This is a genomic window from Streptomyces malaysiense (assembly GCF_000980885.2).
Classification (GTDB): domain Bacteria; phylum Actinomycetota; class Actinomycetes; order Streptomycetales; family Streptomycetaceae; genus Streptomyces; species Streptomyces malaysiense.
Genome location: NZ_LBDA02000056.1, coordinates 62,826 through 88,020, shown reverse-complemented (window position 1 = coordinate 88,020; position 25,195 = coordinate 62,826). Strand labels below are relative to the sequence as shown.

Sequence of the window (25,195 nt, the reverse complement as noted above, 5' to 3'; positions counted from 1 at the left end):
CCGCGCTCACTTCAGCCTGCTGGAGGCGAGGATGGACACCAGGTGCAGCAGCGTCTGCAGCAGCGCGATGCCGGCGAGGACGGCGGTGCCGAGCCGGGTGAAGAACAGGTCACCGCGGATCTGGTCCGCGATGGCGAGCAGCACGATCAGCAGCGAGGCCTCGATGCCGAGGATGAGCCGGTGGAACTTCAGCGCCGAGGCGGCACGGCGGGCCAGCGCCATCCCGGAGGAGCGCGGCTCGGCGGCGGCCTCCTGCACCGGTGGCTTGCCCGTCTGGTGCCGGGCGACGCCGACCAGGTCGGTCTCCGCCTTGATCAGGATCGCGCCGAGTGCGGCCAGGGTGCCGAGGAAGGCCCACAGCCAGTCGATGCGGCCGGTGCCCCACAGGTCGGCCGCGCGCAGCCCGAGGCCGACCAGCACGGCCGCGTCGGTGAGGTAGGCGCCCACCCGGTCCAGATAGACACCGGCGAGGGAGTACTGCCCCCGCCAGCGGGCGATCTCGCCGTCGACGCAGTCCAGCAGCAGGTACAGCTGGGTGGCGACCACGCCGAGGACCGCGCCCGTGATCCCCGGCACCAGCAGGGCCGGGGCCGCGAGTACACCGCACAGGGTCATCAGGTAGGTGAGCTGGTTGGGCGTGACCCTGGTGTTCACCAGGTAGCGGTCGATACGAAGGGACACCTCACGCATGTAGAGGCGTCCCGCCCAGTGCTCACCGCTGCGCCGGTCCTTCACCCCGGCGGGGTGGACGACCGGACGGAGTTCAGCTACCGATGGCCTTGACATAGTCGGCGTAGATGTCCTTGATCTGGTTCGGCTTGAGGTCGAGGTGTTCGAGGATGGTGTAGCGGCCGGGCCGGGTCTCCGGCGCGAACTCCACGGCGCGGACGAACTCGTCCACGGTGAATCCGATCTCCTCCGGCAGCACCGGAAGCCCGTGCCGGCGCAGCACCTGGGCGGTGTGCCCGGCCTCCTCGTGGGCCCCGCGCAGATACATGGCGAAGGCCGCGCCGAGCCCGCACTGCTCGCCATGGGCGGCGGCGCGCTTCGGGAACAGCAGGTCGAAGGCGTGGTTGATCTCGTGGCAGGAACCGGAGGAGGGCCGGGAGTCACCGGAGATCGACATCGAGATGCCGCTGAGGACCAGTGCCTCGGCGAGCACCTGGAGGAAGCCGTTGTCGCCGATGCCGCCCGGGTGCCGCAGCACCGCCTCGCCCGCCTGGCGGGCCATGGCCGCGGCGAGACCGTCGATCTTCTCGCCGTTGACCCGGTGGGACAGCTCCCAGTCCGCGATCGCGTTGATGTTGGAGATGGCGTCGCCGATACCGGCCCGGACGAAGCGGGCCGGGGCGGCGCGGATCACGTCCAGGTCGATGACGACGGCGATCGGGTTGGGCACGCCGTACGAGCCGCGCCCCGCGTCGTTGTCGAGCGTGGCGACCGGCGAGCACAGGCCGTCGTGCGCGAGGTTCGTGGGCACGGCGACCAGGGGCAGGCCGATACGGGCCGCCGCGAACTTGGCGCAGTCGATGATCTTGCCGCCGCCGAGTCCGACCACCGCGTCGTAGTGGCCGGACTTCATCTCGCCGGCCAGCCGGATGGCGTCGTTCAGGGTGCCGCCGCCCACCTCGTACCAGGAGGCACCGGGCAGCGAGGGGGCGAGGCGCTCGCGCAGCTGGGCGCCGGAGCCGCCGCTGACCGCGACGGCGAGGCGGCCGGACTGGGAGACGCGCTCGTCGGCGAGGACACCGGCCAGGTCGTCCAGGGCACCCGGGCGGATGTCCACGACGACCGGCGAGGGGATCAGCCGGGTCAGTAGCGGCACGCGATCTCCCGCCCCTTGGCCAGGTCGTCGTGGTTGTCGATCTCGACCCAGTCGACGTCGCCGATGGGCGCCACGTCGATGCGGAAGCCACGGTCGACCAGCTCCTGGTAGCCGTGCTCGTAGAACTGCTGCGGGTCGGTCTCCCAGACCGTCTTCAGCGCGTCGCCCAGCGCCTCGGCCGCGTCGCCCTCGATCAGCGTCACGCCGATGTACTCACCGGTCGCCTCGGCCGGGTCCATCAGCTTGGTGATCCTCGTCATGCCCCCGTCCGGGCCGACGACGACCTTCATCTCCTCGTCCGCCAGGGACTTCACGGTGTCCAGCGCGAGGATGATCTTCTTGCCCCCGCCGCGCGCGGCCAGCAGCGTCTCCTCCACCGAGACCGGGTGCACGGTGTCGCCGTTGGCGAGGATCACACCGTCCTTGAGCGCGTCGCGCCCGCACCACAGGGAGTAGGCGTTGTTCCACTCCTCGGCCTTGTCGTTGTCGATCAGGGTGAGCTTGAGGCCGTACTTCTCCTCCAGGGCGGCCTGGCGGGCGTAGACGGCCTCCTTGCGGTAGCCGACGATGACCGCGACCTCGGTCAGCCCGATCCGGGCGAAGTTGCCGAGGGTGAGGTCGAGAACCGTGGGCTCGCCCTCCATGCCCGCGGGCCCCACCGGCACCAGCGCCTTGGGCAGGGTGTCCGTGTAGGGGCGCAGACGCCGTCCGGCGCCGGCCGCCAGCACGAGGCCGATCATGCGGTTTCTCCTTCATCGTGTACGGCGGGTGCCCCTGCGGACACCCAGAACCGGATGCTCTCCGCGAGCACCACCAGGGCGACGACCACGGCGAGCACCGTGAGCGCGGCCGTGAACTGCGCGGCGGTGAGTGCCGCGGCCAGGACGGTGACGAGCAGGGTGCGCCCGTCGTGCCCCCCTATGGAGCGCACCAGCCAGGCCGGCGGCGCTCCGGCGTTGCCGCGGATGCGGTACACCGTGTCGTAGTGATGGTAGGCGACCGCCGCCACCAGCCCGAAAGCCGCGGGAAGCGCCCCGTTCACGCCCGCTTTGACCGCGAGGGCGAGGACGGTGCCGTACTCGGCGGCGCGGAAGAACGGCGGGACCAGCCAGTCGAGGGCGCCCTTGAGCGGGCGGGCGACGGCGAGGGCCGAGGTGAGGACGTAGACCAGGGCGCCGATCACCGGCACCACGGAGCCGTAGCCGCAGAAGGCCGAGCAGGCGACGACCGCGGCGCCGCCGAGCAGGGCGACGACGGGGACGGCGAGGCCGGGCAGACCGCGCCGGGCGACCCGCACGACCGCCTCGGTGAGCGGGCCGGAGTCGGCCAGGTCGGCCAGCGCCCGTGCCGCGCGGTCGGTGCGGTGCGCCTTGCGGGTCAGCGAGCGCAGCACCCGGCCCGCGGTGGTGTACGTGGCGGCGAAGGCGCAGCCGACGAGCAGCGCGTAGAAGGTGATCCGCGGGGTGGTGAAGGCGGTCAGGACCGCGATCATCGCCCACCGTTCGCCGATCGGCAGCACTATCATCCGGCGCACCCAGACCGTCCAGCCGACGCTGTCCAGCTTGTCGGAGAGGGCGGCGGTGGGGCTGGTGTTGGCGGTGGCGTCGTGGTTGGCCTCGTTGAAGGAGAAGTCGACCACGTGCCGGCAGGTCTGCAGGACCATCGCGCCGAGCGCGAGGGCCCATACGTCGTCGTGGCCGCCGCGGGCCGCGCCCAGGGCGAGACCGGCGTAGTAGGCGTATTCCTTGGCCCGGTCGAAGGTGGCGTCGAGCCAGGCGCCGAGGGTGGAGTACTTCAGGGCGTAGCGGGCGAGCTGGCCGTCGGTGCAGTCCAGCACGAAGGAGGCGATCAGCAGCACGCCGGCGGCTATGAAACCGCCGCGGGTGCCGGTGGCCGCGCAGCCGGCCGCGATCAGCGCGGTGAGCAGCGAGGCGGTGGTGACCTGGTTCGGGGTCAGGCCGCGGCGCGCGCACCAGCGGGCGAGGTAGCGCGAGTACGGGCTGACGCAGTAGGTGGTGAAGAAGCCGTCACGGGACTTCACGGCCGACCTCAGGCGTACGGCCTCGTCGTCCACGGCGGCGACGGCCTGCCGCGCCTCGTTGCGGGCCTGCGGGTCGGCGGGCACGACGGCGACGAGGCTGCCCAGCTCGGGGCGGTGCACCTCGCTGCCGTCGGCGTCCAGCTCGGTGACGATCCGGTCGGCCAGGCTGTCGACGGCGACCGCGGTGCCGCCGCCCGAGGAGGTCTCGCGGGCCACGGCGCGGGTCAGCGCCTGCCGGGCGGCAGGCTGGGCGGTGACGGCTCCGGGGACGGCTGCGAGCGGGAAGCGGGGGTCGGTCAGGCCGAGCCGCAGGGCGTGCACATGGCCGACGAATGCGGCGTCGACCACGGCCACGCGGTCACCGGCGGGAGAGGCCGCGAGCAGGGCCTCGGCCGCGGCGGCGCTCTCCGCCATCCGGACGTCGAAGCCGAGGGACCGCAGATCGCTCTCGAGCGACGATCCGGGGACCGGCTGACCGGTGACGATGGCGGTCGGCAACCGAACTCACTCCCTGGGTGCCGGCGCGTCGGCACCGGTCTTCTGCATGATGGGGCGCCCCTTGCCTGCGGCACCCGGTCGGCATGTCGGCAGAGGGTATCGGATGAACCGAAGCCCGTGTTCACCGGCCGTTCACGGACCGGCCCGCGTCCGGGGTCCCGCCCTTTGCCGTGATCATCATGAGCGATCCCGCCCCGCCCCCACAAACCGTGGCCGCAGACCCGGGCATCCGGGACACGCGGGTGGACGAGGGGTACGCGACCGGTCGCCGAGGGCTACCGCCGCCCGCGGTCCCTCGCGGCCGCGGGCAGCCGTGCCGCCGGGCGGCGGGCACCGACCTGATCGGCCGCCCCGCGGAGCATAGGGTGGGGGACCATGACGTGGCTGATCACCGGCGGTGCCGGATACATCGGGGCGCATGTGGCACGCGCCATGACCGGCGCCGGCGAGAAGGTCGTCGTACTGGACGACCTCTCCGCCGCCGTACCCTCGCGCCTCCCCTCCGACGTCCCGCTCGTCACCGGCTCCACCCTCGACGGCCCCCGTCTGCGCGAGGTCTTCACCGAGCACGGCGTCACCGGCGTGGTCCACCTCGCCGCCCGCAAGCAGGTCGCCGAGTCCGTCGCCGAGCCCACCCGGTACTACCGGGAGAACGTCGGCGGCCTCGCCACCCTGCTGGACGCCATGGCCGCGTCGGACGTCCGCCGGCTGCTGTTCTCCTCCTCCGCCGCGGTGTACGGCAACCCGGACGTGGACCTGATCACCGAGGACACCCCCTGCGCCCCGGTCAACCCCTACGGGGAGACCAAACTGGCGGGCGAGTGGCTGGTCCGGGCGGCCGGGCGGGCGTACGGGATCTCCACCGTGTGCCTGCGCTACTTCAACGTGGCGGGCGCCGCCGCGCCGGAGCTCGCGGACACCGGGGTGTTCAACATCGTGCCGATGGTCTTCGACCGGCTCACCCGCGACGAGGCGCCCCGGATCTTCGGCGACGACTACCCGACGCCGGACGGCACCTGCGTACGGGACTACATCCACGTGGCCGACCTCGCCGAGGCCCACCTCGCCGCGGCGCGCCGGCTCGCCGGGGACGCCGCGGCCGGCGATCTGACGCTGAACATCGGCCGCGGCGAGGGCGTCTCGGTCCGGGAGCTGATCACGGTCATCGGCGAGGTCTGCGGCGACCGCCGGGAACCGGTCGTGGAACCCCGCCGGCCCGGCGACGCGCCCCGAGCGGTCGCCTCGGCCGAACGCGCCGCCCGGGAACTGGGCTGGCGCGCCCGCCGCGACGTCCACGAGATGGTCGGCTCGGCCTGGGAGGGCTGGCTGCTGCACCACGGGAAGTAGCCCGCAGCGCCCTGACCAGCGGATCGTTTCCGCAGGTCAGGGCACATGACAACGGTGTTCAGTACCGCGTTGCCCCATACCCCCCGCCCGTAGTTCACTGGGCCTCCGGACGACCACGGAAGGACGGTTCCGCCATGGGGGCTGGGCACGATCACGGGCATGCGCACACCCATGCGCCGCCCACGGGCACGGCCGCGGCCGCCTACCGCGGCAGGCTGCGGATCGCCCTCTGCATCACGCTGACGATCATGGTGGTGGAGATCGCCGGCGGGCTCCTCGCGGACTCGCTCGCGCTGATCGCGGACGCCGCGCACATGGCGACCGACGGGGTGGGCCTCGGCATGGCGCTGCTGGCGATCCACTTCGCCAACCGCCCGGCGAGCGCGAACCGCACCTTCGGCTACGCCCGCGCCGAGATCCTCGCCGCGCTGGCCAACTGCCTGCTGCTGCTCGGCGTCGGCGGCTACGTCCTGTACGAGGCGGTCCAGCGGTTCGTCACCCCCGCGGACACCCACGGCGGTCTGATGATCGTGTTCGGCGCGATCGGCCTGGTCGCGAACTCCATCTCGCTCACCCTGCTGATGCGCGGCCAGCAGGAGAGCCTGAACGTGCGCGGCGCCTTCCTGGAGGTCGCCGCCGACGCGCTGGGCTCGGTCGCGGTGATGATCTCGGCCGCCGTGATCCTCCTCACCGGCTTCAAGGCCGCCGACCCGATCGCCTCGATCGCCATCGGGCTGATGATCGTCCCGAGGACGCTGAAGCTGCTGCGGGAGACGCTGGACGTGCTCCTGGAGGCCGCGCCCAAGAACGTCGACATGGCGGAGGTCCGGGCGCACATCCTGGCGCTGGACGGCGTGGAGGACGTACACGATCTGCACGCCTGGACGATCACCTCGGGCATGCCGGTGATGTCCGCGCACGTGGTGGTCAGCTCGGAGGTGCTCAACGCCATCGGGCACGAGAAGATGCTGCACGAACTCCAGGGCTGCATCGGCACGCACTTCGACGTGGAGCACTGCACCTTCCAGCTGGAGCCCGGCGGACACGCGGAGCACGAGGCGCGGCTCTGCCACTGAGCCGGCGGCGGCCCGCCGGTGCCGGACCACCGGCGCGGACCGGTTCTCCCGGCACGGAATCAGTTCATCCGTTCGATAGCAACCGGACGGTTCCCTCCCGCGACCCGAGGGCACGATGATCTACCGGGTCCCCCTTCCGGCACCGTCGCACGCTCTGACATGCGGGTGTGCCGGGAAGTGCCGGGAGTGCCGGATTCGTACGGCAGACTTGGGGGGCGAAGAACGAGGCGAAGGATAGGTATGCCGATCACACCTGCCACCGAGACGCACAGCTCGACGAACGGCGCCGCTCAGGCGATCCTGCTGGAACTCGTCGACGAGAAGGGCGTGACCATCGGCACCGCCGAGAAGCTCGCGGCCCATCAGGCGCCGGGGCAGCTGCACCGCGCGTTCTCGGTGTTCCTCTTCGACGAGCAGGGCCGGCTGCTGCTCCAGCAGCGGGCGCTCGGCAAGTACCACTCCCCCGGCGTGTGGTCCAACACCTGCTGCGGCCACCCCTACCCCGGTGAGGCGCCGTTCGCGGCCGCCGCCCGGCGGACGTACGAGGAGCTGGGCGTGTCCCCCTCGCTGCTGGCCGAGGCGGGCACCGTGCGCTACAACCACCCGGACCCGGCCTCGGGCCTGGTGGAGCAGGAGTTCAACCACCTGTTCGTCGGACTGGTGCAGACGCCGCCCGCGGCGGACCCGCAGGAAGTCGCCGCGACCGCCTTCGTGACCGCGCAGGAGCTGGCCGAGCGGCATGCCCGGGACCCGTTCTCGGCGTGGTTCATGACGGTGCTGGACGCGGCCCGCCCCGCGGTCCGTGAGCTGACGGGCCCGGCTGCGGGCTGGTGAGGCCCCCTCACCGCGTCCGGTGCGTGAACCTCAGGGGTACGCGGGCTTGAGCGGCAGGGCGGCCCAGATCACCTTGCCGCCGCTCGCGGTGTGTTCCACGTCGACCACCCCGCCCGCCTCCCGGGCCACCTCGCGCACCAGGAGCAGCCCCCGTCCGCCGGTCCGGCCGTGATCGGCCTCCAGCGCCGTCGGGCGGTAGGGGTGGTTGTCCTCCACGGACACCCTCACCCACTCGGCGCCGACCGCGACCTCCACGGCCAGCACGGGCGACAGCAGCGCGGCGTGCCTCACGGCGTTCGTGACCAGCTCGGAGACGATCAGCAGCAGGCCCTGCGCCAGTTCCTCGGAGACCGGCACGCCCTGGCGCAGCAGCAGGTCCCGCACCGCGTGCCGGGCCTGCGGGACCGAGGCGTCCACCGCGGCCGCGGTGAACCGCCAGACACCCTCGTACGGCAGTGGGTGGGGCGTCCGCTCGTCGGCGCCCTCCGCTGGGCGCGGGTCGTCCCCGCGCCCGTGGTTGTCCATCGTCCGGTCGCCACCCTCGCGCTCGATTGTCACCACGCGTCGAGTGTTGGTAACGACCGGCTCGGCATCGGACATCTGATCAGAAGTCGCCGGGTATCGAGCGCCTTTTGACCGACTGCTTATGACAACGTCACGTGTCGGACTGTTCTCATGCCTACCGCTGCTCGCTGACGAGGCCGACGATCCGGCGGCCTCCGTAGCCGGCGGCGATCAGGCCGAGGCCGTCGAAGAGCAGGGCGAGCGAGAAGAAGGCGCCGATGACGTACTGGCTGCTGCTGGGCCAGTGGGCGAGGACCAGGACGCCGAGCAGCAGGTCGAAGACGCCGAGCAGCAGGGTCCAGCCGAACTGGGGGCCGCGTACGACGATGCTGCCGACCATCCGGAAGAGGCCGGCGGACAGGAACAGCAGCGCGGCGAACATGGTGAGCGCGGCGGCGGCCGCGTGCGGCACCCGGATGACGACGACGCCGGCCGCGATGTTCAGCGCGGCCACGATCACCCCGAGCCAGAAGTAGTCGGTGCCCCGGGCCTGGATCGCGTGCAGCAGGCCGACGATCCCGCCGATCAGCAGCAGCCAGCCGAACAGCAGCATCGAGGTGAGCGTGGCGACCCCGGTGTAGACGAGCCCGACGAGTCCGGCGAGGACGAGGATCACACCGAGCACCGCGAGCAGGCCGAACCCCCGGCGCATCGACGTCGCCCTGTCCTTGGACCTTCGCGCCCTGGCCATCGCCACCTCCTCGGGAATCCGCCGATTCCGCCGATTGAGCTGATTGAGCTGATTGAGCCGATTGCCTGATTACGCCGATCACGCGGATTGCACCGAATCACATGAATTATCTTCACAACCGTCCTCTATCCCTTTTTGTCCCCCTCGGAGGCGGTGTCGTAACTCCGGGGCGGGCGGATAGCATCCGGCGCATGGAGCCCCAGCTGTCCCACCAGGTCACCGACTCCGTCGCCACGGTCTCGATCGGCAATCCGGCCAAGCGCAACGCCATGACCGCCGGCATGTGGCGGGCCCTGCCACCGCTGCTGGCTGAACTCGCACGCGATCCCGGGGTACGGGTGCTGGTGCTGACCGGCGAGGGCGAGACCTTCTGCGCGGGCGCGGACATCTCCACACTGCGGGGATCGGCCGGACCCGCGCAGGGGCTCGCGGTGGCGGCGGAGGAGGCGCTGGCCGCCTTCCCGAAGCCCACCGTGGCCGCCGTGCGCGGCTACTGCGTGGGCGGCGGGGTGCAGCTCGCGGCGGCCTGCGACCTCCGACTGGCCGAGGAGGGCGCCCTGTTCGGGGTCACCCCGGCACGGCTCGGCATCGTCTACCCCTCCTCCTCGACCCGGCGGCTGGTGTCGCTGGTGGGCCCGTCGACCGCCAAGTACCTTTTGTTCACGGCCGAGTTGATCGACACCGAGCGCGCGCTGCGCACCGGCCTGGTGGACGAGGTGCTGCCGGAGGGCGAACTCGACAAGCGCCTCGCCGAGTTGACACGGACGCTCGTCTCCCGCTCCGGGCTCACCCAGGCCGCCGCCAAGGAGTTCGCGAACGGCCGCGAGGACCGGGAGGCGCACTGGACGGAGCAGGCCCGCACCGCCGACGACACCGCCGAGGGCGTGGCCGCCTTCCTGGAACGCCGCTCCCCGCGCTTCACCTGGACACCGCCCGCGTGAGGCTCCCCGCCGATAGCCTGCGGGCATGCGGGTGGGTGACGAGCGGACGCGGCTGATCGTGCTGCGCGGCAACAGCGCCTCGGGCAAGTCGTCGGTCGCGGCGGGTGTGCGGGAGCGGTTCGGGCGGGGCCTCGCGCTGGTCGGACAGGACAATCTGCGCCGGAGCGTACTGCGCGAGCGGGACCGGCCGGGGGCGGCGAACATCGGGCTGATCGAGCTGACCGCCCGGTACGCGCTGGACGCCGGCTACCACGTCGTCGTGGAGGGCATCCTGGACTCCGGCCGCTACGGCGCGATGCTCGCCCGGCTGCGCGCCGGCCACCGCGGGCCGACGTACGGCTACTACCTGGACGTGCCCTTCGCCGAGACCCTGGCACGCCATGCGACCAAGCCGATCGCGGACGAGGTCGACGAGGCGCGGCTGCGGGAGTGGTACCGGCCGCGTGACCTGCTGCCCGGCGGGGTGGAGACCGTCATCGGGGCCGACAGCGGACTGGCGGAGACCGTCGAGCGGATCCTCACCGAGACCGGCCTCGCGGAACTTCCGGCGCTCGACCGCTGAGAGACAGGCACCGCGCGCCGGGGGCGTCCGACCGGCGCACGCGCTGTTACTCACTTTCGGGTGAGCGCGAGGGCGCGCGGAGAGGCGAAACCGCAGGAAAAGGGCAAATTCACGACATAAATGGTTGCTACAGGCGACTGTCACAGAAGTCTCTTATATCCGTAATGGGGTCCGCGCGTCTCCCGCGTCGGCCGGGGCGCGGGTCGCAGGGTGTGCACGTGCGGCCGACCGGTCGCCAACGCGCTCCACACCCTTGTGAAGGGGGACCTCGTGTCCGTTCTCGCCTCTGTCCGCAGACTGACCGCCGCCACCGTCCTGGCCGCCGCCGTCGTGGGCGCGGCCGCCCTGCCGGCCGCCGCCGTGGGCCGGCCCGCCGCCCGCCCGCACCGTGCCGTCTCCACCGACCTGCGGCACTTCCCGTACCCCGGCGACCGCTGGGGCCGTGACCACCGGCACGGCTGGGACCACCGCGACGACGGCCGGCGCTACGGCCACCGGCACGGCTGGGACGGCCCCTTCGGCGACCACGACCGCCGCGGGCACCGCTGGCACTGATCCGGTCCACGGGTCGCCGTCGGCATCGGGGCTCGCCGGGGCCGGGCAGGACACCTCCTGCCCGGCCCCGGCGCGTGTTGCGGAGCCCGTACGCGGCCGCGACGGACCGAGAAGGCCGCCCGCCCGCGAATCCTCGACGCGGCGGACGGGCCAGCCGGAGGAGGGCCTGGATGCGGGCCTCTCCCCCTCCACTCAGACCTGATCGGCGGGGTGTGTCCTCAGCGCACCGCTCCGTGAACGGCTGCCAGGACGGCGTGCTGGAATTCCGCCGCGGCCCGTCGACTCGTGAAGCCCGTGCACGCGGTGACGCGTCGGGTGTCGGTGAACTCGGGGGAGAACCAGTCGGTGACGTTGTCGTCGTCGGCCTGGGTGATCGCCGGTGATCCCGTTCTCAGTCGGAAACCGACCTGCCGGCAGACGTGGTCCTCGGGGCGGATCAGGTGCCATACGACGGCCGCGTCGAAGATGGGCTTGGCCGGGAAGCCGGCCGCCGCCAACTCGGCCACAAGAGGCTGTGAAGACCGTCCGAAGAAACGGGCGAGCGGGTCCGGGCTGGTGGCCAGCGCCCGCAACCGGGCGAGCGGGATCGGCGCGAGGGACGACAGCTCGAAGTTGATGGCGGTGAACGGGATCGACGTCTGCTCCAGTACGACCGCCTCCGCGCGTGGGTCCATGATGTAGTTGAAGTCCACCGCCGGATGACCGAACAGTTCCAGGGGTGTCGTCGGTTTGCTGCCGACCAGTGCGACGACCCGTTTGATGTGCCGGGCTTCCGCCGGGTAATTCATGCTGAGGCAGGCCACGTCGGTCAGTGGTCCGATGGCGAGGATCGTCAGTCCCCGGGTTCGGCGCAGTTGTTCGGCCATGAACCGGACGCCGTCGTTGACGCAGGTGTCGGTGAGGTCCGCCCCGCCGGTGGTCTCCTGGGGCCGAACCGGCAGCCAGACGTTCGCTCCCTGGACCACGGGCACCCGGGAACCGAGCGCCTTCGCGGTGGCTCGGGCGGTGACCATCGAGGGCTTGACCATCGAGTTCCCCATGGTCACGACGACGCCCCGAACGTCGAGACGGTGCGCGACGGCAAGGGCGAACGCGTAGGCGTCGTCGATGTCCGGAACCGAGGTGGCGATACCGTTGCGGTTGCCGGTGGTCAGTCCCATGGTCATGTCAGTGGACAGAATGACTGGTTCACGACCGCGATTGGTCCGCTCCGGACTCCCGGAATCGGCCGCGCGGCCATCGTGGCGGAAGCCCCGCTCGCTCCCGCCACGGGGGAGGAAGGCGTTCCCCTTGCCCTGGAGGGAGGGGGCGGCCGTGTTCGGCACCGCGTGCGTGGCGGAGCGTTCGGCCGTCCGAGCCACGCCTGTGCCACCGCACAGCGCCACGGGCGCGAGCAGCCCGACAGCCATCGCGACGGTTCTGCTGACCGCGGTCCAGCGCCGTCTTCTCATCGTTGGTCCTCTCATCTCCGGATCTTCACCGCTACGGCCGACCCGGCCGGCGGCAACGAGGGTCATTCGCCGTACGTCCCGGACCGAGACGGGCCGACGGCGTTGCGATCACGACGGTCCGGCTCCCCGCCCGCTCCCCGCGTGGCCGACTCGGCGGAAAGGGGTCCTTCCCGGGTCCCCGGGCCGGCCGTCCGGCGGCGGGTCATCCGGTGGACGTGTCGAGGAAGGCCCGGACCTCCCGGTTGAACGCGACGGGGTTCTCCCAGAACGCGAAGTGGCTGGCGCGCTCACGGAGAATCCGTACGACGGCCCCGGGAACGGCAGAGGCCACCGAGCGCGCGGCGGCGGCGGGGATCACACTGTCGCTCCCCCCGATGACCAGCGTCGGAACGGTGATCCTCGGCAGGACGTCACGCCAGTCCTGCATGACGTTGTCCAGCAGCAGTCTGCCGGCGTACTCCCGGGGCAGGAGCAGGTTCCGGGCGACGACCCACCGACGGTCCCCCTCATCGGCGGCCGGAGTCCACATGGCGTCCAGGAACTCGACGCTGAGGGCCTCGGCGTCCGAGCCGGGGGCGCGCAGTCCCGCGACGACTTCGGCGATCTGTTCCAGGCCGTACAACGCGCCGAGGCGTTCGGCGAGGCCGTCCGGCCAGTACGGCTGCCGGACCAGGACGGCCGGTTCGTCGAACAGCACCAGACGGGCCAGCCGGTCCCCCTCGAACAGGTCCCAGTAGGACCACGCCAGCGCGCATCCCATGGAGTGGGCCACCCAGACGACCTCGGTGAGGTCCAGGTGGTGAACGAGCTGGTGGATGTCCGTCGTCAGGCGGGCGATCCGGTACCCGTGATCCGGCTTGTCGGATTCACCGTGACCACGGTGGTCGACCGCGACCACATGGTGTGTGCGGGCGAACTCGGCGATCTGGTACCGCCATTGCGCGGCGGTCTGGGACCAGCCGGGAACGAGCAGCATGTCCGGGCCGTCGCCCGCTTCCAGATAGTGCAGCCGTACGCCGTCGTTGGTCGTGGCGAAGCCGCTGCGCACACCGCGCATCTCGTCCTCCTCAGGCACAGCCGCGCCGTCAGGCCGCATATCCCGCCCCAAGGGGGATGTGGCGATGATCATCCGGTTCGTCACTTCCGAAACCCGCGAAACGATCATGTCGAGACGGGTTGTTCCGGGCGATCCGCCACGCCGACCGGTCAGTCCACCGGCGGCATACCCGGCCGAGCCGGACAACCGGTGCCGGCCGGTGACAGGCGTCCCACCCCGGTGGCGACCGTCCCGGCCGGTCGCGGACGCCCCGCCGGAAGGCGCCCTGATCCACGGTTGTCGGCGTCACCTGCCACAATTGCCGCGCAACCTCAGTGGAGAAGGCGGTACGGGATCGTGACGACACCCGGGTCCATCGAAGCAGGATCCATCGAAGGCAGGATCGCCGAGGAGCTCGGCGTACGGGAGCGGCAGGTGAAGGCCGCGGTGGAACTGCTCGACGGCGGTTCGACCGTGCCATTCATCGCCCGCTACCGCAAGGAAGCGACCGAGATGCTCGACGACGCGCAGCTGCGCACGCTCGAGGAGCGGCTGCGCTATCTGCGGGAGCTGGAGGAGCGGCGGACCGCGATCCTGGAGTCGGTGCGGGAGCAGGGCAAGCTCACCGAGGAGCTGGCGGCCCGGATCCGCGGCGCCGAGACCAAGGCACGCCTGGAGGACGTCTACCTCCCGTACAAGCCGAAGCGGCGCACCAAGGCGCAGATCGCGCGCGAGGCGGGCCTGGAGCCGCTGGCCGAGGGCCTGCTGGGCGACCCGACGGTGGAACCGCTGTCGGCGGCCGCCGCGTTCGTGGACGCGGACAAGGGTGTCGCCGACCCGGGGGCCGCCCTGGAGGGCGCGCGGGCGATCCTCACCGAGCGGTTCTCCGAGGACGCCGACCTGATCGGCGAGCTGCGCGAACGCATGTGGGTGCGCGGGCGTCTCGCCGCGAAGGTGCGGGAGGGCAAGGAGGAGGCGGGCGCCAAGTTCGCCGACTACTTCGAGTTCGCCGAGCCGTTCACCGACCTGCCCTCGCACCGCGTCCTCGCGATGCTGCGCGGCGAGAAGGAGGATGTGCTCGACCTCGTCCTGGAGCCCGAGGAGGCGACCGACGGCCCGTCCTCGTACGAGGGGATCGTCGCCCACCGCTTCGGCATCGCCGAGCGCGGCCGCCCGGCAGACAAGTGGCTGACGGACACCGTCCGCTGGGCCTGGCGCACCCGCATCCTGGTGCACCTCGGCATCGACCTGCGGCTGCGGCTGCGCACGGCCGCCGAGGACGAGGCGGTGAACGTGTTCGCGGCGAACCTGCGCGACCTGCTGCTCGCCGCCCCCGCGGGCACCCGGGCCACGCTGGGTCTGGACCCCGGCTTCCGCACCGGGGTGAAGGTCGCCGTGGTCGACGCCACCGGCAAGGTCGTCGCCACGGACGTGATCCACCCGCACGTCCCGGCCAACAGGTGGGACGAGGCGCTCGCCAAGCTGGCCCGGCTCGCGAAGGAGCACGCGGTCGAACTGGTCGCGATCGGCAACGGCACCGCCTCCCGCGAGACCGACAAGCTCGCCGCCGAACTCATCGCCGGGCACCCGGAGCTGAAGCTCACCAAGGTGATGGTCTCGGAGGCCGGCGCCTCGGTGTACTCGGCCTCCGCGTACGCCTCCCAGGAACTGCCCGGCATGGACGTGTCGTTGCGCGGCGCGGTCTCCATCGCCCGGCGGCTCCAGGACCCGCTGGCCGAGCTGGTGAAGATCGACCCGAAGTCCATCGGCGTCGGCCAGTACCAGCACGACCTCTCCGAGGTGAAGCTGTCCCGTTCACTGGACGCGGTGGTCGAGGACTGTGTGAACGGCGTCGGTGTGGACGTCAACACCGCGTCCGTGCCGCTGCTCGCCCGGGTGTCGGGCGTCTCGGCCGGGCTGGCCGAGAACATCGTGGCGCACCGGGACGAGAACGGCCCCTTCACCTCCCGTTCGGAGCTGAAGAAGGTGGCGCGGCTCGGCCCGAAGGCGTACGAGCAGTGCGCGGGCTTCCTGCGCATCCGCGACGGCGCCGACCCGCTGGACGCCTCCAGCGTGCACCCGGAGTCTTACCCGGTGGTGCGGCGCATGGTGAAGACCTCGGGGCAGGAGGTGGCCTCCCTCATCGGCAACACGGGCGTGCTGCGCTCGCTGCGGCCGGCCGACTTCGTGGACGACACCTTCGGTCTGCCGACCGTCTCGGACATCCTGAAGGAGCTGGAGAAGCCGGGCCGCGACCCGCGTCCGGCCTTCAGGACGGCCACCTTCAAGGAGGGCGTGGAGAAGATCTCCGACCTGTCCGCGGGGATGGTCCTGGAGGGCGTGGTGACGAACGTGGCGGCCTTCGGCGCCTTCGTGGACATCGGCGTCCACCAGGACGGACTGGTCCATGTGTCGGCGATGTCCAAGACGTTCGTCAAGGACCCGCGGGACGTGGCGAAGCCGGGTGACATCGTCAAGGTGAAGGTCCTGGAGGTGGACATCCCGCGCAAGCGGATCGGGCTGACCCTGCGCCTGGACGACGAGGCGGCCCCGGCGGACCGGTCCGGCGGCGGCAAGCGCCAGCGCGGCGCCCGCCCGCCCCAGCAGCGGCAGGGCGGCCAGGGGCAGGGGCAGGGGCAGGCCCGGCGCCAGGGCCGCGGCGGCGGTGACCGGGGCGGACGGCAGGCGCCGGCCCCCGCGAACAGCGCCATGGCGGACGCGCTGCGCCGCGCGGGCCTGCTGGACCCCAAGCAGCGCTGACCCACTGGCGGCCGGAGGGGCCGGAGCCCGCGCGGCTCCGGCCCCTCCCCGCGTCTTGCGCACCAGCAGACAACGGCCGAAACAGACTTTTCCCCGTATCGATGGGTTTAGGGCGAGGAAACGAACGAAGCGGGCACAGCGCCCATTCGCTCCCTCCACACTCGCTTCTGTGCACGCGACCGTGCACGCGAAGCGATGGGGAGGACTCTGTGTTCCGCACTACCAAGCAGCGCCTGGCGGCGTGCACGGCCGCCGCGGCCGTCGCCGCCGCGGCGGCCTCGTTCGCCGCTCCGACGGCGGCCACCGGCGCCGCGGCCCGAGGTGAGCTGACGTACGGCAGTGTCATCCTGCTGCAGAACCAGTACGGCGGCGACGGCGGCTACCTCGACACCAACGGTGTCTCCAGCCAGCCGGGTGCCACCTACAACGTGAGCACCAACGAGCGCCCCAACAGCAGGGGGCCGGCCACCTCGGAGTGGCGGGTCGTCTCCGCCACCGGCAAGGCCGACGGCACCCGGGTGGTCAGCGGTGACGTCGTCTACCTGATCAACCAGTACGGCAGCCACCACACCTACCTCGACACCAACGGCGTCTCCGGCGAGTCGGGCGCCAAGTACAAGGTCTCCGCCACCACCACCAGGGACCGGGGTCCCGGTACCGGCAAGTGGCACATCTTCGGCGTGCGGTCCGCGCCGAACGACGGCCACATCCGCGCCGACGACATCGTGCATCTGCTCAACGACTACGGCTCCGCCAACGGTGGCTTCCTCGACACCAACGGCCGCTCCTACCAGGGCGGGGGCGCCAAGTACGGCGTCTCCACCAGCCCCTACAGCGACCGCGGCCCCGGCACCGGTTCCTGGAAGGTGCTGCCCTCCTGACCTGACGCCGCGAGCCGCCGGGCCCCGGGGACGCCGTACCCCCGGGGCCCGGCCCCGTCAGTGCTCGGTCACCTTGCCCGCCGCGACCTCCCAGCGCCTGCTCACCCGGACCGCGTCCAGCATGCGGCGGTCGTGGGTGACCAGCAGGAGGGTGCCGGTGTAGGCGTCCAGGGCGGACTCCAGCTGCTCGATGGCGGGCAGGTCGAGGTGGTTGGTGGGCTCGTCCAGGACGAGCAGGTTGACGCCCCGGCCCTGGAGCAGGGCGAGGGCGGCGCGGGTGCGTTCGCCCGGGGAGAGGGTCGCGGCCGGGCGCAGCACATGGACCGGCTTCAGGCCGAACTTGGCGAGCAGGGTACGGACCTCCACCGGCTCGGTGTCGGGGACGGCCGCGCAGAAGGCGTCCAGCAGCGTCTCGGGACCGTGGAACAGGCCCCGGGCCTGGTCGACCTCGCCGACGAGCACGCCCGAGCCGAGGGCCGCGTGCCCGGCGTCCAGCGGGACCCGGCCGAGCAGGGCGGCCAGCAGGGTCGACTTGCCCGCGCCGTTGGCTCCGGTGACCGCGATCCGGTCGGCCCAGTCGATCTGGAGGCTCACCGGTCCGAAGGCGAAGTCGCCGCGCCGGACCTCGGCGTCCCGCAGCGTCGCCACCACCGCGCCGGAGCGCGGGGCGGACGCGATCTCCATGCGCAGCTCCCACTCCTTGCGCGGCTCCTCGACCACCTCCAGACGCTCGATCATGCGCTGTGTCTGCCGGGCCTTGGCGGCCTGCTTCTCACTGGCCTCGCTGCGGAACTTGCGGCCGATCTTGTCGTTGTCGCCACCCGCCTTGCGGCGGGCGTTCTTGACGCCCTTGTCCATCCAGGACCGCTGCGTCTGCGCCCGGTCCTGGAGGGCGGCCTTCTTGTCGGCGAACTCCTCGTACTCCTCGCGGGCGTGCCGCCGGCCCGTCTCACGCTCCTCCAGATATGCCTCGTAGCCGCCGCCGTAGAGGTTGATCCGCCCCTGGGCCAGGTCGAGTTCGAGGACCTTGGTGACCGTGCGGGTGAGGAACTCGCGGTCGTGGCTGACGACGACGGTGCCGGCGCGCAGCCCGGTGACGAACCGCTCCAGGCGGTCCAGTCCGTCCAGGTCGAGGTCGTTGGTGGGCTCGTCCAGGAGGAAGACGTCGTAGCGGGAGAGCAGCAGGGAGGCGAGTCCGGCGCGGGCCGCCTGGCCGCCGGAGAGAGAGGTCATCGGGCGGCCGAGACCGACGGCGAGGCCGAGGGAGTCGGCCACCTCCGCCGCGCGCTCGTCCAGGTCGGCGCCGCCGAGGCCGAGCCAGCGCTCCAGGCTCACCGCGTAGGCGTCGTCCGCGCCCGGCGCGCCGTCGACCAGCGCCTGGGTGGCCTCGTCCATGAGCCGCTGCGCCTCGGCCACGCCGGTGCGGCGGGCCAGGAACTCCCCCACGGTCTCCCCCGGCCGGCGCTCGGGCTCCTGCGGCAGGTGGCCGACGGTGGCGGTGGGCGGGGACAGGCGCAGTTCGCCCCGCTCGGGCGCGAGCACTCCGGCGAGCATCCGCAGCAGGGTGGACTTGCCCGCGCCGTTGGCGCCGACCAGCCCGATCACGTCGCCGGGCGCCACGACGAGGTCGAGCCCGGAGAAGAGCGAGCGGTCGCCGTGCCCGGCGGCGAGGTTCTTGGCGACGAGGGTGGCAGTCATCAGGACGCCGATCCTAGTGGGCCCGCCGCCCGGCGCTGGTCAGCCCGGATGGCGCCCGTGCCGGCCGGCTGTGAGCATCCCCACGCCGGCCGGTGCGCGCCGGGCTCTGCCGGGGACGGCGGAGCAGGGCCTATGGTCCACACGTGGACAGCGTGGGCGGCGTGCGCCGCGGGACGGGCGGCGAAGTGATCGTGGTCGGCGGCGGGGTCGTCGGGCTCACCACCGCCGTGGTGCTGGCCGAGGCCGGGCGCCGGGTGAGCGTATGGACGCGGGAACCCGCCGAGGAGACCACGTCGGCGGTCGCCGGGGGCCTGTGGTGGCCGTACCGCATCGAACCGGAGCGGCTCGTCGGCGCCTGGGCGCTGGAGAGCCTCGCCGTCTACGGGGAACTGGCGGCGGCCCCCGAGCGGACGGGCGTGCGACTGGTCGACGGCCTCCACCAGGGGGCGCGCCCGGACGAGCTGGGCGACTGGGCGGCCCGGGTGCCGGGGCTGCGCACGGTGCCGGACGGGCTGGCGGCGCGGCTGCCGGTGATCGACATGCCGGCGCATCTGGCGTGGCTGCGGGAGCGGCTGATGCGGGCCGGCGGCGCGGTGGTGCTGCGCGAGGTGGCCGATCTCGCCGAGGTGCCGGCGGAGGTGGTGGTCAACTGCGCGGGGCTCGGGGCGCGTTCGCTGGCCGGGGACGACACGGTACGCCCGGTGCGGGGGCAGTTGGTGCTGGTGGAGAATCCCGGGATCGACACGTACTACACGTCCGTCGACCATTCCTCGCCGGTCGCCGCGTACTTCATCCCGCAGCCGTACGGGCTGATCCTCGGCGGCACGGCGCAGGAGGACGACTGGTCGCTGGAGCCGGACCCGGACACGGCCGCGGAGATCGTCGCCCGGTGCGCGCGGGTGCGGTCGGAGATCGCGGGGGCGCGGGTGCTGGCCCACAAGGTGGGGCTGCGGCCGTACCGGGACGCGGTGCGGCTGGAGCGGGAGGTGCTGCCCGGCGGACGGACGGTGGTGCACTCGTACGGCCACGGCGGTGCCGGGGTGACGGTGGCCTGGGGGTGTGCCCGGGAGGCGGCCGGGCTGGTGCCGGACCCGGCCGCCTGAACCCGCCGCGGTCAGCCCGCCGGAAGGTGGCTGTCCGTACGCGGTGCGCGCAGGCCCTTCGGCGTTCGCGGTGCCGGGGACTCCGCCGTCGTACCGGACGTCGCGCGGGTGAAGGCCCGGACACCGCCCACCAGCGGCAACCGGGCCGAGGTGCCGCCCAGCCGGACCGTCACCGCCGGCTTCGTGGACGGCGGGTCGATGAGGTCGCGGTCCGTGCCCGCGACGATCAGGGCGAGGCGGTGGCCCCTGGGGACGACGTGGTCGGTGGCGGCCAGGGTGAGGGTCATCGTGTAGGACCTGCCCGGGGTGAGGGGGACGCCCTTGGCGAGGGAGGCGTAGTGGCCGAGATCGGCCCAGCCGCGGCTGAAGACGGTGTAGTCGACCTCGGCCGTCTTCGCGGCGGTCTCCAGGTAGCAGGCGCTGTCGCCGGCCGTGCTCGCGCCCCAGCAGGTGCGGTTCTTCAGCGTGGTGATGCCCTCGGCGGCGTCGGAGTAGTCGCGGATGGTGTCCGGGCCGACGTCGACGAGCACGGCGGAGAGACGGGCCGAGGCGGTGGTGGGGGTCGCGGTGACCGTCACCCGTGACATGCCGGACAGCCGCAGGTCATGGGTGAGGGGCGCGGTGAGGAAACCGGTCTTCTCCGGTGTGGACGTGGTCAGCCGGCCCGCCCAGTCGGTCTCGCCGAGCTTCGGGTCGTCGGTGAAGGTCTCGGTGCCGGTGGCGCGGCGCAGGCCGAGCGTGCCGACGCCGGGCTCGGTGCCGGGGGCCGGGTACAGGGTGGTGGCGCGGGTGCCGGCGGGCGGCCAGGTGGCGGAGGTGACCCACTGGCCGGGGTGGCGCTCGACGTCGGCCGTCGGCTCGCGGTCGATGCCGTTGTCGTAGCCGAGGAGTTCGTGGTCGAACCAGCGGTGCAGGGTGTCGACCCAGGCGCCGCGCCGGTAGTCGAAGGGGTCGACATGGCCGGTCTGGGACAGCCACAGCTTGCGCTCGACACCGTTCCTGGCGAGGGCGTCCCACCACTGGCCGAAGTGCTTGGTGCGGACGTTGAGGTCCTGCATGCCCTGCGCCACGAACACGCTGGCGCGCACCTTGGCCGCGTCCTTGACGTAGTCCCGCTCGGTCCACAGCGGGGTCCAGTCGCCGCTGCGCGGGCTGCCGTCGGCGAGTTTCCTCTGCTCGGCGGCGCAGTGGGCCGCGGCCGCGTCGCTCTCGACGTATCCGGCGAGGTCTGCCGGGCCGCCGTCGTAGAGCGGGGCGCCCTGGGCGAAGTAGTAGTCGTACCAGGAGGAGATGGCGCTGATCGGCACGATGGTCCGCAGGCCCTTGACGCCGGTGGCGGCGACGCCGTTGGCGACGGTGCCGTCCCAGCTCTTGCCGATCATGCCGGTTCTGCCGTTGGTCCAGGTGGCCTTGACGGTGTGTGTCCCGGTGCGGCTCGTGTAGGCGGTGGCGCGGCCGTTGAGCCAGTCGATCACGGCCTTCGCGGACTGCACGTCGGAGCGGCCGCCGACGTCGACGCAGCCGTCGGACCGGCCGGTGCCGGCGAGGTCGACGCCGACGAAGGCGTAGCCGCGGGGCACGAAGTAGTTGTCGTAGAACAGCGGCATCCGGACGACGCGGCCGCTCGCGTCGTAGGTCTTGACCTGGTTCTCGTTGCCGCGCCCGCAGCAGGAGTAGTACGGGCTGGCGTCCATGACGACCGGCACCTTGCGGCCCTCGCGGGCCGGTTCGGCGGGGCGGACGATGTCGGCGGCGACGCGGTCGTGCCTGCCGTCGCCGTCCTCGTCGAGGCCGGTGTCCACCCACACGGACTCGCGGACGGCGTGGGCGTAGGAGTAGACGGGGGTGCTCTCCCGGGGCGGAGCGGCCTGGGCGGCGGCCGGGGTGAGGAAGGCGGCCGGCAGGGCGGCGGCGGCCGCCGCCGCGAGCGCTCTCCAGAGGCTGAGGCGCGTGCGCAGGGGCGCTCGGACAGGTGTGCTCTTCGGCATGCGCGGACGATAGTCCCGTCAACTGCCGTACAGAAGAGTGCGTTACGGCAGCCGGGTGGCTCATTGCGGCCGAATGGCGATCGTGTGACAGCGGGGGTCATGGACAGGGCAAGGGGCACAGGGGGTGAATAGGCTCCGGACAGAGATCTCCGGGCGGGGTACTCCGAACGAGTGCTTCGGACAGGGTGCTTCGCACGGGGTCCGGTGAACAGACCCGCAGTCCCGACGACTTGGAGCTGACGTGCACCGCAGAATCATCGCGCCGGGCGCACTGGCGGCGGCCTCCCTCCTGCTGGCGATCCCGGCATCGGCCGCGAGCTACTCCCCCGGCGCGCCGGGCATCGGCGACCCCTACTACCCGTACTACGGCAACGGCGGTTACGACGTCTCGCACTACGGTCTGCGGCTGCGCTACCAGCCGAGGACGGACGAGTTGCGGGGCACCGCGACGATCAGCGCGCGGACCACGCAGGACCTGTCCAGCTTCGACCTGGACTTCCTGCTGGACGTGAGCGAGGTGCGGGTCAACGGCGTCAAGGCGTCATTCACCCACGCCGAGCAGCACGAACTGGTGATCACGCCGAAGAAGCCGCTGGCGAAGGGCACGCCGATCACGGTGATGGTCCGCTACAGCGGGGTGCCGTCGACGAAGAGCGCGTACGGCTTCACCACCTGGCACCGCACACCGGACGGCGCGGTCGCGGCGGACGAGCCCGAGTCGGCGTGGTGGTGGTTCCCGAGTAACGACCACCCGAGCGACAAGGCGACGTACGACGTCTCGGTCACGGTACCCGAGGGCACCCGGGCGATCTCCAACGGCGCGCTGCGCTCGACCTCGACGAAGCGGGGCTGGACCAGCTACTCCTGGCGGCAGGACAGGCCGCAGGCGACGTACCTGGCCACGCTCGCGATCGGCAGGTTCGACATCACCACGAGCCGGTCCGGGCGCGGGGTGCCGGTGATCAACGCGTACAGCGAGGACCTGGGCGCCGATGACGCGGCGGCGCGGGCGAGCGTGGAGCGCACCGGGGAGATCGTCGACTGGCTGAGCAATTATTTCGGGCCGTATCCGTTCGCCACGGCGGGTGGATACATCCCGAACACGACCACCGGGTACGCACTGGAGACCCAGACCCGCGTCTACTACAGCCCCAAGCAGTTCGCGAAGGGCGCCAATCCCTCGGTGGTCGTGCACGAGCTGGCCCACCAGTGGTACGGCGACGACGTGTCGCTGAAGGGCTGGAAGGACATCTGGCTCAACGAGGGCTTCGCGACGTACGCGCAGTGGCTGTGGTCCGAGCACGAGGGCCAGGGCACGACCCGGCAGCTCGCCGGCCAGGTGTACTCCTCGCACCCGGCCGACGACCCGTTCTGGAAGGTCGAGCCCGGCGACCCCGGTCCGGACGACCAGTTCGACGACGCCGTCTACGACCGGGGCGCCGCCGCGATCCAGGCGCTGCGCGAGGCGGTGGGCGACCACGCCTTCTTCCGCATCCTGAAGGGCTGGCCGAAGGCGCACGCCTACGGCAACGCGTCCGTGGCCGACTTCGAGGCGTACGCGGAACGGATCTCCGGCAAACCCCTCGCCGGGCTCTTCGACACCTGGCTGTACCGGCCGGCGAAGCCGACGGCATCGGCGGCGCGCGGGTTCGCGGCCGCCGGTACGTCCGTTCCGCGGCCGAAGTCCTGGAAGAACATCGAGGCCGCGCACGACGGGCACAACCGCTGACCTTTCACACCGGGGCGGCTCGGCCGCCCGGGGGCGATGCCCTCCCGGCTCATCGCGTTCGCGTGGTGGGGCGGGCGGGCGTGGCGGGCGGGACCGCTGTTCGTGGACCGCCGGGCGGTGCGGCCGTACCGCCCGTCGCTCCCTGCGGCTCCGGCAGCCACAGGGTCAGCAGGGCCATGGCCGCCGCGCACACCGCGATGACGAGGAACAGGAGGTGTACGTCGCCGCCGTCGAAGACGAGAACGGAGGTGAAGACGATGCCGCCGACGTTGCCGTAGGCACCCGTCAGGCCGGCGATCTGGCCGCCGGAGCGCCGGTTGACCAGCGGAACCATCGCGTAGACCGCGCCGTTGCCGCCCTGGATGAAGACGGAGGCCAGCGCGACCAGCGCGACGCCCGACCACAGTCCCCAGCCGCCGGTCATCCGGGAGAGTACGAGGAAGACGGCCACGGCGCCGGCGAGCAGGATCCGCAGGGCCGTCCGCCGCCGGGGAAGCGCGTCGGACAGCAGCCCGCCCGCGGGGCGCGTGATCAGGTTGGTGCAGGCGAAGGCGCTGCCCGCGGCGGCCGCGGCCGTGACGCCGAGGCCGAAGGTGTCGGCGAAGTAGGCGGGCAGGAGGGATACCACCGCCAGCTCGGTGCCGAACGTCACGAAGTACGCCAGCGACAGCAGCGCCACCAGCCGGAAGGGGTAGCGCTCGGCGGGCGGATGGGCGTCGGCGAGCGCCGGGCGGTTCACCGAAAGGGTGCGCACCGCCTGCGCCGCGTAGCCGGCCACGAGCACGAGCACGACGGCCGCGAAACCGGATCGGGGGATCACTCCGGCGCCGTACACGCGGAACGCGACGAGACCGAGGGCGGCGATCGGCGGCAGTTGCACCGCGAGCAGCCCGAACACCGCCCCACGGCTGGTGACCTCCAGGGCGCCTTGCCGGCGCGGTCGCTGGTACGCGGAGCCCTCGGGGGTGTCGCGCACGGCGAAGAGATAGACGACGCCGTAGAGCGCGCAGAGCACGCCGACGAGTCCGGTGGCCCAGCGCCAGCCGCCGACATGACCGGCGAGGGCGACGGAGAGGCCGGGCAGCACCAGGGAGGCCGCGGCCGAGCCGAAGTTGCCCCAGCCGCCGTAGAAGCCCTCGGCCGTGCCGATCTCCTCGCGCGAGAACCACTCGGCGACCATCCGGATGCCGACCACGAACCCGGCGCCGACCACGCCGAGCAGCAGTCGGCCGACGACCAGGACCGGGAAGCTCGACGCGGTCGCGAAGAGCGTGTTGGGGAGGACCGAGAAGATCAGGATGGAGGCGAACACCAGACGTGGGCCGAAGCGGTCCAGGAGCATGCCCACACCGATCCGCGCGGGGACGGTGAGCGCCAGGTTGCACAACGAGAGGGTGAGCGACTGTCCCTTGGACAGGTGGAGTTCGGCGCCGATCTGCCGGGCGAACGGCGCCATGTCGAACCAGACGAGGAAGGTGAGGAAGAAGGCCAGCGTGGTCAGGTGCAGGACCCGGTGACGGCCGCGCAGGGACGCCAGCGCACCGAGCCGGCGGAACGCGACGCCGAAGGAGAAGGTGGGAGGGGGCAAAGGGGACGAGGGCATGGTGGCTCCCGC

At 72.2% G+C, this 25,195-nt stretch carries 21 protein-coding genes; 10 read left to right on the top strand and 11 right to left on the bottom strand.

The window, feature by feature from the left end:
- Window positions 1-6 precede the first annotated feature (6 nt).
- The 4 genes from VT52_RS23885 to VT52_RS23870 are packed head-to-tail and all read right to left on the bottom strand — an operon-like array spanning window position 7 to window position 4,364.
- Window positions 7-786 (bottom strand): CDP-alcohol phosphatidyltransferase family protein, encoded by a 780-nt coding sequence (locus VT52_RS23885; RefSeq protein ID WP_079175232.1) that lies wholly within the window; start codon window positions 784-786, stop codon window positions 7-9.
- Window positions 764-1,825, bottom strand: a complete 1,062-nt coding sequence (locus VT52_RS23880) for an iron-containing alcohol dehydrogenase family protein (protein ID WP_046422889.1) — start codon at window positions 1,823-1,825, stop codon at window positions 764-766. Before VT52_RS23880 ends, VT52_RS23885 begins: the two co-directional genes overlap by 23 nt.
- Window positions 1,813-2,565 (bottom strand): phosphocholine cytidylyltransferase family protein, encoded by a 753-nt coding sequence (locus VT52_RS23875; RefSeq protein ID WP_046422888.1) that lies wholly within the window; start codon window positions 2,563-2,565, stop codon window positions 1,813-1,815. Before VT52_RS23875 ends, VT52_RS23880 begins: the two co-directional genes overlap by 13 nt.
- Window positions 2,562-4,364 carry a DUF5941 domain-containing protein gene (locus tag VT52_RS23870; protein ID WP_046422887.1) on the bottom strand — a complete coding sequence of 601 codons (1,803 nt, stop codon included), beginning with the start codon at window positions 4,362-4,364 and terminating at the stop codon, window positions 2,562-2,564. The genes VT52_RS23875 and VT52_RS23870 overlap by 4 nt, the downstream gene beginning before the upstream one ends.
- Before the next feature lie 375 nt (window positions 4,365-4,739).
- On the opposite strand from VT52_RS23870, the gene galE reads away from it, so the two are divergent.
- The 3 genes from galE (at window position 4,740) to idi (ending at window position 7,621) form a co-directional block, all read left to right on the top strand.
- Window positions 4,740-5,711 (top strand): UDP-glucose 4-epimerase GalE, encoded by a 972-nt coding sequence (gene galE / locus VT52_RS23865; protein WP_046422886.1) that lies wholly within the window; start codon window positions 4,740-4,742, stop codon window positions 5,709-5,711.
- Window positions 5,712-5,845: 134 nt separating this feature from the next.
- Complete coding sequence (locus VT52_RS23860) at window positions 5,846-6,787, top strand: cation diffusion facilitator family transporter (protein WP_046422885.1); 942 nt, start codon at window positions 5,846-5,848, stop codon at window positions 6,785-6,787.
- Window positions 6,788-7,027: 240 nt separating this feature from the next.
- On the top strand, window positions 7,028-7,621 hold the full coding sequence (gene idi, locus VT52_RS23855; protein WP_046422884.1) for an isopentenyl-diphosphate Delta-isomerase: 594 nt from the start codon (window positions 7,028-7,030) through the stop codon (window positions 7,619-7,621).
- A gap of 30 nt (window positions 7,622-7,651) precedes the next feature.
- Here the strand turns inward: idi and VT52_RS23850 are convergent, their stop codons facing one another.
- Window positions 7,652-8,146 (bottom strand): ATP-binding protein, encoded by a 495-nt coding sequence (locus tag VT52_RS23850; protein WP_046422882.1) that lies wholly within the window; start codon window positions 8,144-8,146, stop codon window positions 7,652-7,654.
- A 154-nt stretch (window positions 8,147-8,300) separates the two neighbouring features.
- Window positions 8,301-8,876, bottom strand: a complete 576-nt coding sequence (locus VT52_RS23845) for an HdeD family acid-resistance protein (RefSeq protein ID WP_046422880.1) — start codon at window positions 8,874-8,876, stop codon at window positions 8,301-8,303.
- A gap of 191 nt (window positions 8,877-9,067) precedes the next feature.
- Here VT52_RS23845 and VT52_RS23840 point away from each other — a divergent pair, with 191 nt between their 5' ends.
- The 3 genes from VT52_RS23840 to VT52_RS23830 all read left to right on the top strand — a co-directional run bounded on the left by VT52_RS23840 (window position 9,068) and on the right by VT52_RS23830 (window position 10,934).
- A complete protein-coding gene (locus VT52_RS23840; RefSeq protein ID WP_046422879.1) occupies window positions 9,068-9,817 on the top strand; it encodes an enoyl-CoA hydratase/isomerase family protein in 750 nt (249 codons plus the stop codon).
- Window positions 9,818-9,842: 25 nt separating this feature from the next.
- Window positions 9,843-10,379, top strand: coding sequence for an AAA family ATPase (locus VT52_RS23835; RefSeq protein WP_046422877.1), 537 nt, complete (start codon window positions 9,843-9,845; stop codon window positions 10,377-10,379).
- A gap of 270 nt (window positions 10,380-10,649) precedes the next feature.
- Window positions 10,650-10,934 (top strand): hypothetical protein, encoded by a 285-nt coding sequence (locus tag VT52_RS23830; protein WP_167377733.1) that lies wholly within the window; start codon window positions 10,650-10,652, stop codon window positions 10,932-10,934.
- Window positions 10,935-11,152: 218 nt separating this feature from the next.
- On the opposite strand, the gene VT52_RS23825 is transcribed toward VT52_RS23830, so the two are convergent.
- Together VT52_RS23825 and VT52_RS23820 are read right to left on the bottom strand one after the other, a co-directional pair.
- Window positions 11,153-12,100, bottom strand: coding sequence for a nucleoside hydrolase (locus tag VT52_RS23825; protein WP_079175221.1), 948 nt, complete (start codon window positions 12,098-12,100; stop codon window positions 11,153-11,155).
- A gap of 487 nt (window positions 12,101-12,587) precedes the next feature.
- A complete protein-coding gene (locus VT52_RS23820; protein ID WP_167377732.1) occupies window positions 12,588-13,460 on the bottom strand; it encodes an alpha/beta fold hydrolase in 873 nt (290 codons plus the stop codon).
- A gap of 318 nt (window positions 13,461-13,778) precedes the next feature.
- Between VT52_RS23820 and VT52_RS23815 the strand changes: the two genes are divergently transcribed.
- Window positions 13,779-16,181, top strand: a complete 2,403-nt coding sequence (locus VT52_RS23815) for a Tex family protein (protein ID WP_046422871.1) — start codon at window positions 13,779-13,781, stop codon at window positions 16,179-16,181.
- Between the two features lie 209 nt (window positions 16,182-16,390).
- The gene (locus tag VT52_RS23810) at window positions 16,391-17,062 is read left to right on the top strand and encodes a hypothetical protein (RefSeq protein ID WP_240509858.1); all 672 of its coding nucleotides are present in this window, start codon (window positions 16,391-16,393) and stop codon (window positions 17,060-17,062) included.
- Between the two features lie 57 nt (window positions 17,063-17,119).
- Here the strand turns inward: VT52_RS23810 and VT52_RS23805 are convergent, their stop codons facing one another.
- On the bottom strand, window positions 17,120-18,760 hold the full coding sequence (locus tag VT52_RS23805) for an ABC-F family ATP-binding cassette domain-containing protein (RefSeq protein WP_046422869.1): 1,641 nt from the start codon (window positions 18,758-18,760) through the stop codon (window positions 17,120-17,122).
- A 185-nt stretch (window positions 18,761-18,945) separates the two neighbouring features.
- Between VT52_RS23805 and VT52_RS23800 the strand changes: the two genes are divergently transcribed.
- Window positions 18,946-19,863: an FAD-dependent oxidoreductase gene (locus VT52_RS23800; protein WP_046422972.1), complete on the top strand. Its 918-nt coding sequence runs from the start codon at window positions 18,946-18,948 to the stop codon at window positions 19,861-19,863.
- A gap of 11 nt (window positions 19,864-19,874) precedes the next feature.
- On the opposite strand, the gene VT52_RS23795 is transcribed toward VT52_RS23800, so the two are convergent.
- A complete protein-coding gene (locus VT52_RS23795) occupies window positions 19,875-21,851 on the bottom strand; it encodes a Xaa-Pro dipeptidyl-peptidase (protein ID WP_046422866.1) in 1,977 nt (658 codons plus the stop codon).
- Window positions 21,852-22,092: 241 nt separating this feature from the next.
- Here VT52_RS23795 and VT52_RS23790 point away from each other — a divergent pair, with 241 nt between their 5' ends.
- Window positions 22,093-23,580 carry a M1 family metallopeptidase gene (locus VT52_RS23790; protein ID WP_046422864.1) on the top strand — a complete coding sequence of 496 codons (1,488 nt, stop codon included), beginning with the start codon at window positions 22,093-22,095 and terminating at the stop codon, window positions 23,578-23,580.
- Between the two features lie 49 nt (window positions 23,581-23,629).
- On the opposite strand, the gene VT52_RS23785 is transcribed toward VT52_RS23790, so the two are convergent.
- Window positions 23,630-25,183: an MFS transporter gene (locus VT52_RS23785; protein WP_079175219.1), complete on the bottom strand. Its 1,554-nt coding sequence runs from the start codon at window positions 25,181-25,183 to the stop codon at window positions 23,630-23,632.
- Window positions 25,184-25,195: the final 12 nt, after the last annotated feature.